This window comes from Serratia sp. CY47280 (assembly GCF_052168655.1).
Taxonomy (GTDB): domain Bacteria; phylum Pseudomonadota; class Gammaproteobacteria; order Enterobacterales; family Enterobacteriaceae; genus Serratia; species Serratia bockelmannii.
In genome coordinates this window covers 46102-60854 of the sequence record NZ_JBJNMG010000005.1, presented here as the reverse complement: position 1 = coordinate 60854, position 14753 = coordinate 46102, and the positions used below count along the sequence as shown (strand labels likewise).

Annotated in this window: 10 protein-coding genes; 4 read left to right on the top strand and 6 right to left on the bottom strand. The window is 59.1% G+C overall.

What is annotated here, in order from left to right; genetic code table 11:
* Positions 1-121: 121 nt before the first annotated feature.
* From mgtE to ppk1, 4 genes are all read right to left on the bottom strand, one after another.
* Positions 122-1555, bottom strand: coding sequence for a magnesium transporter (gene mgtE, locus ACJ8J4_RS18745; RefSeq protein WP_025303851.1), 1434 nt, complete (start codon positions 1553-1555; stop codon positions 122-124).
* A gap of 103 nt (positions 1556-1658) precedes the next feature.
* A complete protein-coding gene (locus ACJ8J4_RS18740; protein ID WP_004941600.1) occupies positions 1659-1841 on the bottom strand; it encodes a YfgG family protein in 183 nt (60 codons plus the stop codon).
* A 181-nt stretch (positions 1842-2022) separates the two neighbouring features.
* On the bottom strand, positions 2023-3573 hold the full coding sequence (gene ppx / locus ACJ8J4_RS18735) for an exopolyphosphatase (protein ID WP_043137936.1): 1551 nt from the start codon (positions 3571-3573) through the stop codon (positions 2023-2025).
* A gap of 10 nt (positions 3574-3583) precedes the next feature.
* On the bottom strand, positions 3584-5647 hold the full coding sequence (gene ppk1, locus ACJ8J4_RS18730) for a polyphosphate kinase 1 (RefSeq protein WP_264383679.1): 2064 nt from the start codon (positions 5645-5647) through the stop codon (positions 3584-3586).
* Positions 5648-6043: 396 nt separating this feature from the next.
* Here ppk1 and ACJ8J4_RS18725 point away from each other — a divergent pair, with 396 nt between their 5' ends.
* Genes ACJ8J4_RS18725 through pstB form a run of 3 tightly spaced genes read left to right on the top strand, consistent with a single transcriptional unit; the run spans position 6044 to position 10702 of the window.
* Positions 6044-8215, top strand: coding sequence for an ABC transporter permease subunit (locus ACJ8J4_RS18725; RefSeq protein WP_049204840.1), 2172 nt, complete (start codon positions 6044-6046; stop codon positions 8213-8215).
* Positions 8212-9861: a phosphate ABC transporter permease PstA gene (pstA, locus tag ACJ8J4_RS18720; protein ID WP_089181204.1), complete on the top strand. Its 1650-nt coding sequence runs from the start codon at positions 8212-8214 to the stop codon at positions 9859-9861. The genes ACJ8J4_RS18725 and pstA overlap by 4 nt, the downstream gene beginning before the upstream one ends.
* 28 nt (positions 9862-9889) lie before the next feature.
* Positions 9890-10702 carry a phosphate ABC transporter ATP-binding protein PstB gene (gene pstB / locus ACJ8J4_RS18715; RefSeq protein ID WP_019452422.1) on the top strand — a complete coding sequence of 271 codons (813 nt, stop codon included), beginning with the start codon at positions 9890-9892 and terminating at the stop codon, positions 10700-10702.
* A gap of 65 nt (positions 10703-10767) precedes the next feature.
* Here the strand turns inward: pstB and ACJ8J4_RS18710 are convergent, their stop codons facing one another.
* Together ACJ8J4_RS18710 and ACJ8J4_RS18705 are read right to left on the bottom strand one after the other, a co-directional pair.
* The gene (locus ACJ8J4_RS18710) at positions 10768-11259 is read right to left on the bottom strand and encodes a TIR domain-containing protein (RefSeq protein ID WP_049296092.1); all 492 of its coding nucleotides are present in this window, start codon (positions 11257-11259) and stop codon (positions 10768-10770) included.
* The gene (locus tag ACJ8J4_RS18705; RefSeq protein WP_049296091.1) at positions 11256-12710 is read right to left on the bottom strand and encodes an SIR2 family protein; all 1455 of its coding nucleotides are present in this window, start codon (positions 12708-12710) and stop codon (positions 11256-11258) included. The genes ACJ8J4_RS18710 and ACJ8J4_RS18705 overlap by 4 nt, the downstream gene beginning before the upstream one ends.
* Positions 12711-13080: 370 nt before the next feature.
* Here ACJ8J4_RS18705 and ACJ8J4_RS18700 point away from each other — a divergent pair, with 370 nt between their 5' ends.
* Positions 13081-14748, top strand: a complete 1668-nt coding sequence (locus ACJ8J4_RS18700) for a ShlB/FhaC/HecB family hemolysin secretion/activation protein (RefSeq protein ID WP_043140462.1) — start codon at positions 13081-13083, stop codon at positions 14746-14748.
* Positions 14749-14753: the final 5 nt, after the last annotated feature.

The window sequence follows — 14753 nt, the reverse complement described above, 5'->3', positions numbered from 1 at the left end:
TATTGGCAAAGGGTAGTACAGCGTGAGAGGAAAACCTACCGGGAGGGCCGACTTTACTGCATTAGCGCAGGCCCGGCGACAGAATGACGAAAAAGCCGGCGCGGGGCCGGCTTTGAGCGTCTTACAGCAGGAACAGGGTGGCGAGGCCGAGGAAGATGAAGAAGCCGCCGGTGTCGGTCAGCGCGGTGATGAGCACGCTGGAGCCGACCGCCGGATCGCGGCCCAGTTTGAGCATGGTCATCGGGATCACCACGCCCATCAGCGCCGCCAGCAGCAGGTTGAGCAGCATCGCCAGCGTCATTACGCCGCCCATCGCCGCGTCGCCATACAGCAGCCAGGTGATCACGCCCATGATGCCGCCCCACACTACGCCGTTGATGATGGCCACCCCCAACTCTCTGAGCATCAGGCGCGAGATGTTGCCGACTTCGATCTGGTGCAGCGCCAGCGCGCGCACGATCATGGTGATGGTCTGGTTGCCGGTGTTGCCGCCGATGCCGGCGACGATCGGCATCAGCGCCGCCAGTGCCACCAGCTGGGAAATGGTGTGTTCGAACAGGCCGATCACGCGGGAGGCGATGAATGCGGTGCAGAGGTTGATCGCCAGCCAGGCCCAGCGGGTCTTGACCGCCTTGCTGACCGGGGCGAACACGTCTTCTTCCGGGCTCAAACCGCCCATGCGGCGCAAATTGGTGTCACTCTCTTCGTTGACGGCGTCGACGATCTCTTCGATGGTCAGGCGGCCCATCAGTTTGCCTTTGGCATCAACCACCGGGGCGCTGATCAGGTCATAACGTTCGAAGGCGCCGGCCGCATCATCGGCCTTGTCTTCGGGCTGAAAGGTGGCGGGATCGCTGTCCATCACGTCGCGCACCGGGATCTCCGGGTCGTTCAGCAGCACCGCGGTCAGCGGCAGCTCGCCCAGCAGGGTGTTTTTGCGATCGGTGACGAACAGTTTATCGGTGGCGTCGGGAATGGTTTTGCGCATGCGCAAAAAGCGGTGCACCGCGCCGAGCGTGACGTCCGGCCGCACCGTCACCAGTTCGAAATCCATCATCCAGCCGACGCTGTCTTTGGCGTATTGGCTCATCTCGCGCACCTGGGCGCGCTGCTCCGGCTCCAGCGAGGTCAGCAACCGGCCCATCAGGTTACGCGGCAGGTATTGCGCCAGGTAGGCCTGTTCGTCGACATCCAGCGTTTTGATCGCCTTGAGCAGGTCTTTGTCGCTCATTTCCTCGATCAGGCTGTCCCAGACCGGCTCGGCGACTTCCACCAGCGTCTGGCCGCGCTTGCTGTTGCCCACCAGCCGCCACAGCGCCATGCGTTCGTCCTGCGGCAGCGCTTCCAGCAGGTCCGCCAGGTCGGCGGCGTGCATGTCGTCCAGCAGGCCGGTAATTTCCGCCGTTTGGTTCAGCCGTTCGCTTTGGCTGAGGGCGTGTTCATCCCCCGGCCGGCCGAGAATGCCGTCGACCAATTCCTTATTGTTCAACAACAGAGTAAGAATGCGCTGGCGGTGTTCAGCGACTTTTTTGACGTTATGGGTTGCGGCTGACATGGTGTTCCTTAACGGGCGCTCGGCGTTCCTGACGCAGGCTCATTAAAAGATAGAGCATAGCGAGTGCCGGAGTCATTTTTATGAAACGGACGGGGCGCGGCGGTTATTCAGAGGAGGCGTCCTGTTGCGGCGCGCTGACTTCGGCGGCGTTTTGCGCAGCGGCCTGCTTTTTTTCCTGATGATGAGGCACCGCCACCACGGCGGCGTACAGCAGTCGGCCGACTAAAATGATAAAGCTGATAAACAACACTATCTTCGTCATCTGTCCGGTGGTTTTCTTGCGCATATATCACCCGGTATGCCGGTGTCCTGTGTTATTCGCTCGAGAATTTGTAACCGGATTTTAGGCGCTGATGACAAAAGTTGTCCATTTTTTTCCGGCGGGCGGCGCGCCGTATTAGGGTTTCGTTTAGGTTGGCGGAGCGGGGGCGGAAAGAAAAACCCCCTGGCTGGCAGGGGGCGGGGGATCAGGCGGAGCGCTGTTCGTCTTGCGAGCCTTCTTCGTCGATCAGCAGCTTCCAGCCGACGACGTCGTTCCAGTAGGCCTGCTCGCGCTCGAAGTCCAGCTGCACCAGGTTGTTTTGCGCCAGGTAGCCGGCCGGGAAGCGCAGCGTCCAGTGGTTGTCGTCGGTGGTCAGGCGCAGCGTTTCCGGCGTGGTGGTCGACTGGCGCTGGTTGTTGAGCAGGGTGCTCAGACGCAGCAGCTGGATCAGCGGCAGGTAGTGTTTCTTTTTGAACAGGTTGAGGCGCGGCAGCTCTTCCAGCTTGATCGCCTTGCGGTGGAAACGCACCAACGCCGCCAACAGCAGCTGCTGTTCCTGGTTAAAGCCAGGCAGATTGGAGTTTTGCAGAATGTAGGCCGAATGGCGATGCATGCCGCTGTGGTTGATGCTCAGCCCCACTTCGTGCAGCATGGCGGCCCATTTCAGCAGGGCCTCCAGCTGCGGATGCGCCAGCTTGGTGTTTTGCGCCATCCACTGCGAGTAGAGCAGTTCGGTGGTTTCCAGCACCCGCTTGGCCTGTTCGCGGTCGATGTTGTAGTGATCGGCCAGGCTCTTGGCGGTGCGGCTGCGGATGTCCTGGTGGCGGAAACGGCCTTCCATTTCATACAGCACGCCTTCGCGCAGCGCGCCGTCGGACAAGCGCAGATCGCGGATCGCCAGCGCGTCGAACACGCCGCACAGGATAGCCAACCCCGGCACGAACACCGATTGGCGGTCTTCCGACAGCCCCGGCAGGCTCAGCGAGCCGAAGCTTTTGAACTGCAGCACCTGTTCGGCGAGCATTTCCAGGCGTTCCAGGGTGATGAGACCGTCTTTTTCTCCCATCGCCACCAGCACTTCGTGGGCGGCCTTGATGGTACCCGAGGCGCCCAGCGCGTACTGCCAGCCCTGAATGCGGTACTGCCAGGCCAGCGTTTCCAGCTTCTGTGCCGCCGCCAGCCGAGCGCGGCGGAAGTTGTTTTTGCTGATCTCTCCGCCCGGGAAGAACAGCTGGGCGAAGCTGACGCAGCCCATGCGACGGCTTTCCGCCAGCAGCGGCTCGAAGTCTTCGCCGATCACCAGCTCGGTGGAGCCGCCGCCGATGTCGATCACCAGCTTGCGGCCTTTCTCCGGCTGGGTGTGTTCCACGCCCATGAAGATCAGGCGCGCCTCTTCCTGGCCGGCGATGATTTCGATCGGGTAGGGGATCACTTTGGCGGCGCGCTTGAGGAATACTTCGGCGTTCACCGCCTGACGCAGGGTGTGGGTCCCGACGATGGTGACGTTATCCGCCGGGAAGCCCTGCAGCCGTTCGGCAAACAGGGCCAGGCAGGCCAGGCCGCGTTCTATCGCCTCTTCACTGAGTACGTTGTTGCTGTCCAATCCGTCGGCGAGATGTACCCGTTGTTTCAAACGGCCCAATACCTGTAAGGCGCCGTTGACGACGCGGGCGATCACCATGTGGAAACTGTTCGACCCGAGGTCGATGGCGGCGATTTCCTGCGGTTTGTTCGTTGCAGTGTTTTTTAGCGGCATAGTTGCTGGCCTACTGTCCTGGTTGTTCCAGAGCTTTTAAATACTCGTAAATAGCCACCTGGGCGCGCACTTTGCGGCGGTTGCCGCGCGGCACGTACTGGTTGCTCAGTTCTTTATCCACATAACGGGCCTTGACCGTATCGCTGAACAGGATCTCCAGAATGTCCAGAACGCGCTGTTTCAGCGCCGGATCCAGCAGCGATACCGCCACTTCGATACGGTAATCTATGTTGCGGGTCATCCAGTCGGCGGAGGACAGATACACCCGTTTGTCACCTTTGTTGTCGAAAACGTAAACCCGATCGTGTTCCAAAAAGCGATCGACGATGCTGATCACCTGAATATTGTCGCTGATCCCCGGCAGGTTGGGAATCAGGGAACACATGCCCCGCACCAGCAGGCGGATCTTCACGCCGGCGCCGGACGCGGTATATAACCGATCTACCAGCCCTTTATCCACCAGATTATTTATTTTCAACATAATGCCGGCCTGTTCCCCGGCCTGGGCGTTGGCGATTTCGTTGTCGATCAGCTCATACAGCTTCAGGCGCGAGTTCTGCGGCGACACCATCAGGTTGTCGAAGGTGACCGGCCGGTAGGGGTTCTCGATAAAGTTGAACACCCGACGCACCTCGTTGGTGATGCGCGAGTCGGCGGTCAACAGCGAATAGTCGGTGTAGATGCGCGCGGTTTTTTCGTTAAAGTTGCCGGTGCCGATATGAGCATAGCGCACAATTTGATCGCCTTCACGGCGCGAAATCAGGAACAGTTTGGCGTGGATTTTCAGCCCCGGCGCGGAGAAGATCACGTGTACGCCGGCTTCGGTCAGGCGCTTCGCCCAGTGAATGTTGGCCTCTTCGTCGAAGCGCGCCTGCAGCTCGACCACCACCGTGACCTTCTTGCCGTTGTGCGCGGCGTGGATCATCGATTCGATGATGCGCGAATCTTTCGCCACGCGGTAGATGTTGATTTTGATCGCCAACACGCTCGGATCGAACGACGCCTGGCGCAGCAGCTCCAGCACGTGCTCGAAGGTGTGGTACGGGTAGTAGAGCAGCACGTCTTTTTCACGAATGGCGTCGAAGCCGTTGCGGAAACCGTCGAACCAGATGTGGCGCAGGCGCGGCAGCGGCTTGTTGACCAGATTGGCCTTGCCGACGTTCGGGAAACTGATGAAGTCTTTAAAGTTGTGGTAGCGGCCACCGGCGATCACCGAATCGTAGTTGGAGATGCCCAGCTTGCCGCGCAGCAGTTCCACCATTTCGTTCGGCATGTCGCGCTGATAAACAAAGCGCACCGGCTCGGCGGTCAGGCGCTGTTTCAGGCTGGAGGACATCAGTTCCAGCAGGCTGGATTCCATTTCGGTGACCAGATCGTACTCCGCGTCGCGGGTCATTTTCATCGAATAGGCGTTGAGCGCATCGTAGTCGAAGAAGCCTTTGAAGATTTCATCCAGGCAGTAACGCAGGATGTTGTCCAGCAGGATCATCGGCTTGCGGCGGCGCGGCGCTTCCGGCGGCAGATTGACGAAGCGCGGCACTTTGTCCGAGGGGATTTCCAGCAGCGCATAGTCGGTGCGCGCGCCGCGGATAATCTCTACCGCCAGATAGGTGTAATCGTCTTTCAGGAACTGCACCAGATTGGTGTCGTGGTTGATCAGGATCGGCGTGATGTGCTGGCGCAGATGCTGTTTGAAATACTGACGCAGCCAGATTTGCTGGTTTTCGGACACCTGGCGTTCGTTGATCAGGAAGATCTGGTTGCGCGCCATTTCCAGCAGCAGATCGTTGTACAGGCCGTCGAATTCCTGATCGGTTTTCAGCACCTTGGCCTGGATCTTTTTCAGCAGGTGGCGCGAGGAACCGGCGGAGCCTTGCTCTTCGCTGATCAGGATGCGCCGTTTGAGATCGGCGAAGCGGACTTTATAGAACTCGTCGAGGTTGTTGGAGTAAATGCCCAGAAAACGCATACGTTCAATCAGGGGATTGCTCTTATCTGCGGCTTCCTGCAACACGCGTTCATTAAAGGATAACCAGCTTAGTTCTTTTTCGATGTAGAGCTTTTCCTGACCCATTGCCACTCCAGTTCAAATTTAGAATAGGATCCGGGACGCAGCGCCCGGATGCCGCTCTAGTGTCCTTCATCATTATTGCGAGAGATTGACAGGAAAGTCCAACATATCCATTGCGTTGGCGCGCGGCGTTTTTCGGCGGCAATAAATTTTCCCCGCGGCGGGATGCTCGGCAGTAAAACGATCAGCATGAAATGACGGCTAGCAGGCTTATTCTTGGCGTTATAAAGCGTGCTTATGGTCATTTTTCAGCAATATATCAAATTCATATTGTCTGTTGGCAGTGTAAAAAACCTGGGTTGAGTCGGGTAACTTTGTCATGCAAACGTCATAAAACTGACATAAGATGCCCGGTTATCTTACGGCGTAAGCCCGATTACATCAGCGACAGCGAGACACATGACACAGACGACGGCCAATCAACATCCCCGAGATCGCATGCGCGGGCGCATCGACCGCGGCGTGCAGGCGGCAGTGACCGCCAGCGGGCTGATGGTGCTGATGACGTTGATGCTGATCTTCGTTTATCTGCTGTTTGCGGTGCTGCCGCTGTTCAAACCGGCCTCGCTTGGGCAGGCTCAGCCGCTGCCGATCGCGGTGTCGGCCCCGGCGCTGGCGCTGGGCATGGACGTGCAGCAGCGCGTGGGTTATCGCATCGACGCGCAGGGCGCGGGGCAATTTTATCGTCTGACGCCGGCGCCGAGCGGCCAGGCCCAGACGCCGCTGGTGCAGCAGACGCTGCTGGCCAAACCGGCGCTGCTCGCGCAGGCTGCCGGAGAGCGCGATCTGTTTGCGCTGGCGCAGGCCAACGGCCGGTTGGTGGTGGCACGCGCGGACTTCGCGACGGCGGAAAACGGCCGGCCGCAGTGGCAGTTCCCGCTTGGGCAACAGCCGTTGGCGCTGGATCCGCAGAACAAACCGCTGAAACTGCTGTCGTTGGCGGATGCGCATCGCGGGCAGTATCTGTTGGCCGGGGTGACCGACGATCGGCGCCTGGTGTTCGGTCGCTTCAGCCCCGACCGGCCGCCGCAGTTCAGCGAGCGTCCGCTGGAGCACGACGGGGAGCAACTGGTGCTGACGCCGGATGGCCGCCAGCTTTACCTGCTGACCGGCAACCGGCTGGCGCGTTATCAGATCGACGGCGCGCAGCTGCAGCTGCGTGAAACGCGTACCCTTGGCGAACACGCCCCGTATCAGATGACGGCGCTGCCCGGCGGTAGCGCGCTGCTGATCAAGGGCGCCGACGGCAATCTGCGCGAGTGGTTCGAGGTGGAAAAAGATCGGCGCTGGCGCCTGACGCCGGTGCAGCATTTCGATCACGGTGCTGACGGGCAGGAGCTGACGGTGGCCGAGCCTTACCGCCGTGTGTTCGCCACTCTGCGGCCCGATGGCGGCTTCTCGTTATTTTCCGCCATTCAACCGCAGCCGCTGCTGAATACCCGTTTGGGTGCCGAGGTGCGGCAGATGGCGTTCGCGCCGCGCGGCGATGGTCTGCTGCTGGAGAGCGCGCAGGGCTGGCAGCGCTATGCGCTCGACAACCCGTATCCGGACGTCACCTGGCGTTCGCTGTGGGGCAAGGTGTGGTATGAGAACTACCCGCAGCCGGCCTACGTCTGGCAGTCCACCTCCGGCGAAGACAGCTACCAACCCAAATTCAGCCTGATGCCGGTGATCTTCGGCACCTTCAAGGCGGCGGCTTACGCGATGCTGTTCGCCATACCCTTGGCCTTGGCCGGCGCCATCTATACCGCTTACTTTATGACGGCGGGGCTACGGCGGGTGATCAAACCGGCTATCGAAGTGATGGGCGCGCTGCCGACGGTGGTGATCGGGCTGGTGGCAGGCATCTGGCTGGCGCCGATCATCGAGCAGTATCTGTTGGCGGTGCTGGCGTTGCCGCTGTTGCTGGCGGCGGCGGTGTTGCTGTGCGGCGCGTTGACCCATCGTTTTATGCCGCGCTGCCGGCCGGGCGTCGATCTGCTGTTGCTGTTGCCGCTGCTGGCGTTGACGGTGTGGCTGGCGTTCAGCCTGGGGCCGTGGCTGGAGGTGGCGCTGTTTGGTGAGCCGTTGCATTTCTGGCTGGGGGATAATTATGACCAGCGTAATGCGCTGGTGGTGGGCGTGGCGATGGGCTTCGCGCTGGTGCCGATCATCTTCTCGCTGGCGGAGGACGCGCTGTTCAGCGTGCCGGCCACCCTGAGCCAGGGCTCTTTGGCGCTGGGCGCCACCCAATGGCAGACGGTGATCAAAGTGGTGCTGCCTTCCGCCAGCGCTGGCATTTTCTCCGCGCTGATGATCGGCTTTGGCCGCGCGGTGGGGGAAACCATGATCGTGCTGATGGCTACCGGCAACACGCCGATTATCGACGGCAGCCTGTTCCAGGGGCTGCGCGCGCTGGCGGCCAACATCGCCATTGAAATGCCGGAGGCGGTTTCCGGCAGCAGCCATTACCGCGTGCTGTTCCTGACTGCGCTGGTGCTGTTTGTCTTCACCTTCGTGTTCAACACGCTGGCGGAGGCGGTGCGCCTGCGGTTGCGTAAGCGTTACACGCCGAATCAGGAGGCGCCATGAAGAGCTGGGTGAAGAGCGGGTCGCCGTGGGTGTGGCTGACCGCCGGTTCGGTGGCCGTCAGCCTGTTGGCGCTGATCGGCATTCTGCTACTGCTGGCCGGGCAGGGGATGCGCTATTTCTGGCCGAGCCCGCTTTATCAGTTCGAACTGAATCAGAACGGCGCTGGGCCGGTGACGGTGATCGGTGAGTTGTACCAGCAACAAAGCATTTCCCGGCGCCAACTGGCTGAGGCGGGCGTCACGCCGCCGGGCGAGGCGCAGAACGTCGAACGTTATCTGATTAAGGTCGGCAACCGCGAACGCGAGGGGCAGGATTTCCGCACCTTGCTGGCCAGCGATATCCGCAGCCAAAGCACGCCACGCAGCCTGCTGGTGCTGGAACGCGACAGCCACGGCACCGCTTACGGCTATCTGGCGGGGCTGCTGGAAGACGGGCAACCACTGACCGGCCGCAATCTGGGGCAGGCGTTGCAGCAGCGCCTGCCGCAAATCGCCGCGCTCTCGCGCCAGGCGCACGACATTCAATTCCGCGACATGGCGCGCATCAATCAGCAGTTTGACGCGCTGCGGCTGCGGGAAAAGCGCCTGCAGCGCGACGATAAGCTGGACGCCCGCGCACAGGACGCCATCAAGGCCGAACGGCTGGAGCTGCAGCGGCAGTATCAGCTGTTGTCCGAACGTCTGGCGGGGCTGAACCGCGATCGCCAGCGCGACGCGTTGCTGCTGCGCGACATGCACGGGCAGACGTTGACCATTCCGCTCAGCCAGGTGCGCGATGCCTGGTACCCGAACGCCATGAGCACCACCGAGAAGCTGACGCACTGGGGCGAGCAGGTGAAGAAGTTTCTCACCGACAGCCCGCGTGAGGCGAATACCGAAGGCGGGGTGTTCCCGGCCATTTTCGGTACGGTGTTGATGGTGATCCTGATGTCGATCGTGGTGATGCCGTTTGGCGTGATCGCGGCGCTGTATCTGCACGAATATGCCGGCAACAATCTGCTGACGCGGGTGATCCGCATCGCGGTGGTCAATCTGGCCGGCGTGCCCTCGATCGTCTACGGCGTCTTCGGCCTCGGCTTCTTCGTTTATATGATCGGCGGCACGCTCGATCAGCTGTTCTATCCTGAATCTTTGCCCAACCCGACCTTCGGCACGCCCGGCGTGCTGTGGGCGGCGCTGACGCTGGCGCTGCTGACGCTGCCGGTGGTGATCGTCGCCACCGAGGAAGGGCTGTCGCGCATTCCCGCCTCGCTGCGGCAGGGCTCGATGGCGCTGGGCGCCAGCCGGGCCGAGACGCTGTGGCGCATCGTGCTGCCGATGGCGGCGCCGGCGATGATGACCGGCCTGATCCTGGCGGTGGCGCGCGCCGCCGGGGAGACCGCGCCGCTGATGCTGGTGGGGGTCGTGAAATCGGTGCCGGTGCTACCGGTGGACGAGATTTTCCCGTATCTGCACCTGGAGCGGAAGTTCATGCATTTGAGCTTCCAGATCTACGATATGGCATTCCAGAGCCCGAGCGTGGAGGCGGCGCGGCCGCTGGTGTTCGCCACCGCCTTCTTGCTGGTGACGATCGTGGTGAGTTTGAATCTGGCGGCGATGGGCATCCGCCATTCGTTGAGGGAGCGGTACCGAGCATGGTCGCAGTAACAATGACGCTATTTTTGGGGAGTGCGTAATGGGTTTGATGACGCCAGGCAGTTTGCCCCGGCTGGATGTCCAGCATCTCGACGATGAACAGACCGCGCTGGCGGTCAACGGCCTGAACCTGTTTTATGGTGACAAACAGGTGCTGCACGATATTTCGCTGCGTATCCCGAAACATCGGGTGACGGCCCTGATCGGCCCTTCGGGCTGCGGCAAATCGACGCTGCTGCGCTGTTTCAATCGCATGAACGATCTGGTGGACAACTGCCGCATTGAGGGCGATCTGCAGCTGAACGGCGCGGCGATCTCCGGCGCGCAGATCGACGTGGCGGCGCTGCGGCGGCGGGTGGGCATGGTGTTCCAACGGCCGAACCCGTTCCCGAAATCGATCTATGAAAACGTGGTGTACGGCCTGCGGCTGCAGGGCGTGCGCGACCGGCGCTTGCTGGATGAAGCGGTGGAGCGTTCACTGCGCGCCGCCGCGTTGTGGCATGAGGTAAAAGACCGGCTGCGCGAAAATGCGTTCCGCTTGTCCAGCGGCCAGCAGCAGCGCCTGGTGATCGCGCGCGCCATCGCCATCGAGCCGGAAGTATTGCTGCTCGACGAGCCGACCTCGGCGCTCGATCCGATCTCCACGCTGACCATCGAAGAGCTGATTTCCGCACTCAAGCAGCGCTATAGCGTGGTGCTGGTGACGCACAACATGCAGCAAGCGGCGCGCGTCTCCGACTACACCGCCTTTATTCATCAGGGGCGGCTGGTGGAATACAACGACACCGACGCCATTTTCACGTCGCCGCGCCAGCGCCGCACCGAGGATTATATTACCGGGCGGTATGGGTGAGGCCGTTTGGGCTATGAACAAACGAAAGGCTGCACAACCGTGCAGCCTTTTGTCTATCAGGGGCGTCAGTAATTTTTACGAATGCGGATCGCTTCTTCTACCCACTCAGCCAAATTGTCTTTTATATGGTTATAGACATTGGTGCTGGTCGAATAAGGCGGATCATAGGCTTTGGCGATTGTGGAAAGCTTTGCGTCACCCAGCTTGATGTGATCCAACGGGTTTTTACCTTTCGTGGTTTGGTCGCCGGCGCTGTCTTTCAAATTGTGTATATACACCACCAGCACGCCCATGCCTTTTTTCCAAGCCTCGCATATTTCGAAATTAATCCATTTGCGATCAGCGGTATCTTTACCGGCGAGAATCACGGCGCAGCTGCGATTGTCCAACTGGCCCTTGATCCAAGCGGCGATGGCGGCGTCACCGCCTTTTTTCACTTCCTCCCAATCGTTATCCGTGGCTGGCCGGTTACCTTCCAGAGAGCCCATTTCGCGTACCTGAGAAGCGCGCCAGTTGTCCGGCTCATAATGGAAACTGTAAAAACATTTTCTGGTCATCGGGGGTTATCCTTAGTAATGATATCGATAAGCGCCAACAGGCTTTTTTTCTTCTCCGCCAGGCTGCCCGGTTCGTTAAGCTGATCCAGCAGATTCATGGCGGCGGGGTTGCGGTAGTAGAGGGTTTCTTTCATCTCCTCCTTGATTTTTCGGTAGATCTCGGCAGATGCGCTGCCGGTACAACCGATAGGAATGCAGACGCAGCCTTGTTCCGTGGCGATCTGGAACTCTTTCAATAAACCGTCGGCCAGCACGTATTCGCCTTCGGCGTTGCGTTTGTTGCCGAACAAAAAGATTGCGATGCCGCTGAGCGAAATCATGTTCTGACGGTATTCGTGCCAAAGTGCCGGTAGGGTAATGCCGCCGCTGGCGAATTGGGGGAAAGGACGCAGCACCAGCTGGCTTTCGCTGATTTTTCCTTGGCTGTCGTAAATGGCTTCCAATGCGCCGTTGATCACCGCTGTGCCTACGCCCCAGCCGAAACCGTTGACGATGCGATACTGTTTGTGGATAAGCAGGCGCGCCAGACGATGTATGAACTGGATGGACTCTTCACGGGCATAGGGCTGGTAGTTGTCGGCGCTGCCGGAGATAAACACCGTGCTTTTCTTGAACTGCGTTTCGATGGCATACAGCAGGTCAGTGATTTGCCGATAGTCATCCACCAACAGCGTTTGAATGCCGTAACGGCGCAGATCGTTAATCATCAAGCCTTGTTTGCGGCTGTTGTAATCGCAAGACGCCTGATCCTCGCTGCCGCTGTCGCCGAGCTGGACGCGCCGCATGATGCAGTAGTGGTTTCTCTGCCCTTCGCCGTACTGCGCGTAAAGGCGGCTCAATACATATTGCAGGTTGGGGTCTTCAAAGCTGAAACCGATAAACAGGAAGGTTTTGGCAGTCAGCTCCGCCATCAGCATGTTGATAAAAGGAAGGTGTGTACGGGAGTAAGTTTCGTATTGTTCGCGGGTGATAATCGCCTGGTTGGGATTTCTATAGTCACCATGCATTTTATATAAAACAACATCACGTTTATGAATGTTATTAGTCAGGCTTTCCGGCGTGGTTTTGACGTCGCAGACGCGATTATAACGGGCATAGGTTTTTTCAATCAGGTCGTCGTAGTTAGTGGTCCAAAGTGACGCTATCGGTAATCTGGCGATAATCCGGTGGTTTTCTGTTTCTTCCGCCTGTTCAGCGAATTCTGTAATTATTTTTTGATTTATCTTATGTCTGTTGCCTTTTTCATTGAGGTGATATTGCGCCAGAGAAATAAGATCGCTCTCTTTTTCGATATCCAGCTCCAGTTCATAAGCGATATCGCCGATAAGCTCTTTCCAGCTAACGAAACCGGCGGGGATGGACAGCCCGGCGCCGGCAAACAGCGCAGCGCTGCCGGCTTTGATATCATTAACGTAATCTCGAATAAACAGTTCTATATCACGGTTAAACATGAGGCTATTCCCGATATTGTTTTTCTTTATTGGTTAATTAATAACTATGTTTTTTATGAATTAATTATGCGAATAGAACTACCAAGATAAAATGACGAGTTAACTTTGTAAACTCTGCTTGTTTGTTTTTGTCGATATTGAATGTGTTATTTTAATATTGAATTCATTTGCTCTTATTATTTGTTTTTTTAATTTTAATATTAATTAAATGCACTCTGGGTAATAAGACACGGTGGTTGTGGCATATCTGCATTTTTTGTCACATTGTGACTTTGATTAAATGGAAGTGATTCTCATTATCGTTGATTTGCGGCGTAAATTGTATATACTTCGCTAAGGTATGTAAGTTAACGTAAATGGATGTGTTTAAATGTGTGCATGGAAGCTGAGGATTTGGCCTGTGCTCTTGGCGTTTTGCAGCTCTGCGTGGTGCGCGGAAATCACCAGCCCTGCTGACCGCGACAGCATTACCCAACAGCAGAAAACGTTGCTGGAGCAGGCGCAGCAGCAACGCGAGGCGCTGCAAAATAGCGTTGAACTGCCGGCGTTACCGCTGCCTGAGCCGGCCGCCGCAGGGGCGGTTTGCCAAACGGTGCGGCAGATTGTTTTTGAGAGCGCCGAGCATCTTTCCTGGTCGGTGAAAGAAAGCCTGGCGCGCCCGTATCAGGGAAGCTGTCTGACGCTGGAGCACATCAACCGCCTGGTGCGTGAAACCACCAATGCTTATCTGCAACGCGGCTATGTCACTTCGCAGGCCTGGCTGCAGGAGCAGGATATCTCCCGTGGCGTGTTGGTCGTCAGCGTCAGCGAAGGGCGAATCGAGTCCATCACGCAGAATGGCGAGCAGACGCCGGCGCTGAAGATGGCATTTCCCGGCCTGGTCGGCGACGTATTGAATCTGCGCGATATCGAGCAGGGCATGGAGCAGCTCAACCGGCTGGCTTCGCAGCAGGTGACCATCGATATTCAACCTGGCGAGCAACCCGGCTTTTCCAACGTGGTTTTGCTGCGTGGCGCCACGCGCGCGCCGGTCTCTTTCTCTTTCGGCGCCGATAACAGCGGCCAGAAAAGCACCGGCACCGGGCAGATGAATGCCGGCGTGGTGCTGGACAACCCGCTGCGCCTGGCCGACCAGTGGTCGCTCTCCGCAGCGCGCAATAACGATTTCAGCCCGCATCATCGCAGCCGCAGCCTGAACGGCAGCGTCACCTTACCCTATGGCTATTGGCTGTTCAGCTACCAGTACGCCTGGAACGATTTTTTCCAGCAGGTGCCATTCAACGGCGCGGCTTACCGCTATCAAGGCAATAACCAGACCCAGCGTTTGGGCGCCAACCGCACGTTGCTGCGGGATGGCAAACGCAAGCTGGCCGTCGATATCGGGCTGGCGCGGCGCACCACGGAAAATAAGCTGGCGGGTGAACGGTTGGGCGTCAGCAGCCCGACGCTCAGCATTGCCAGCCTGGGCCTCAATTACAGCGCGGTCGCGGGCGGCGGCTATATGACGCTGAACCCGACGGTAAGCCGCGGGCTGCGCATGCTGGGCGCCACCGCCGACGATCCGGAGCGCGACGGAGCGCCGCGCAGCGAGTTCCGCAAGCTTGGCCTCGGCGCCAGTTATTTCTATCCGCTCGCACCCTCCCTCTACTACCTGACCTCGGCCTATGGGCAAACCAGCGCAGACAACCTGTATGCCGGGGAGCGCATTTCCATCGGCGGGCAATACTCGGTGCGTGGCTTTAAAGAGCAGTACCTGACCGGTAATCGCGGCGCCTACTGGCGCAATGAACTCAACTGGCAATGGCAGACCTTGCCGAGGCTGGGGGAGCTTTCTTTGACCGGCGCGTTAGACGCCGGCTGGCTGCAGGGGCGCGCCGGGCAGATAGACGGCGGCAGCGTCGTCGGGGCGGCGCTGGGCGCCACGCTAAGCGGCCGCTGGTTCAATCAGGCGGTCACCGTCGGTAAACCGCTGACGCACCCAGACAGCCTGCAACCGGATCGTTGGGTGGCCTACTGGCAAGCCACCGTCACGTTATAACGCCA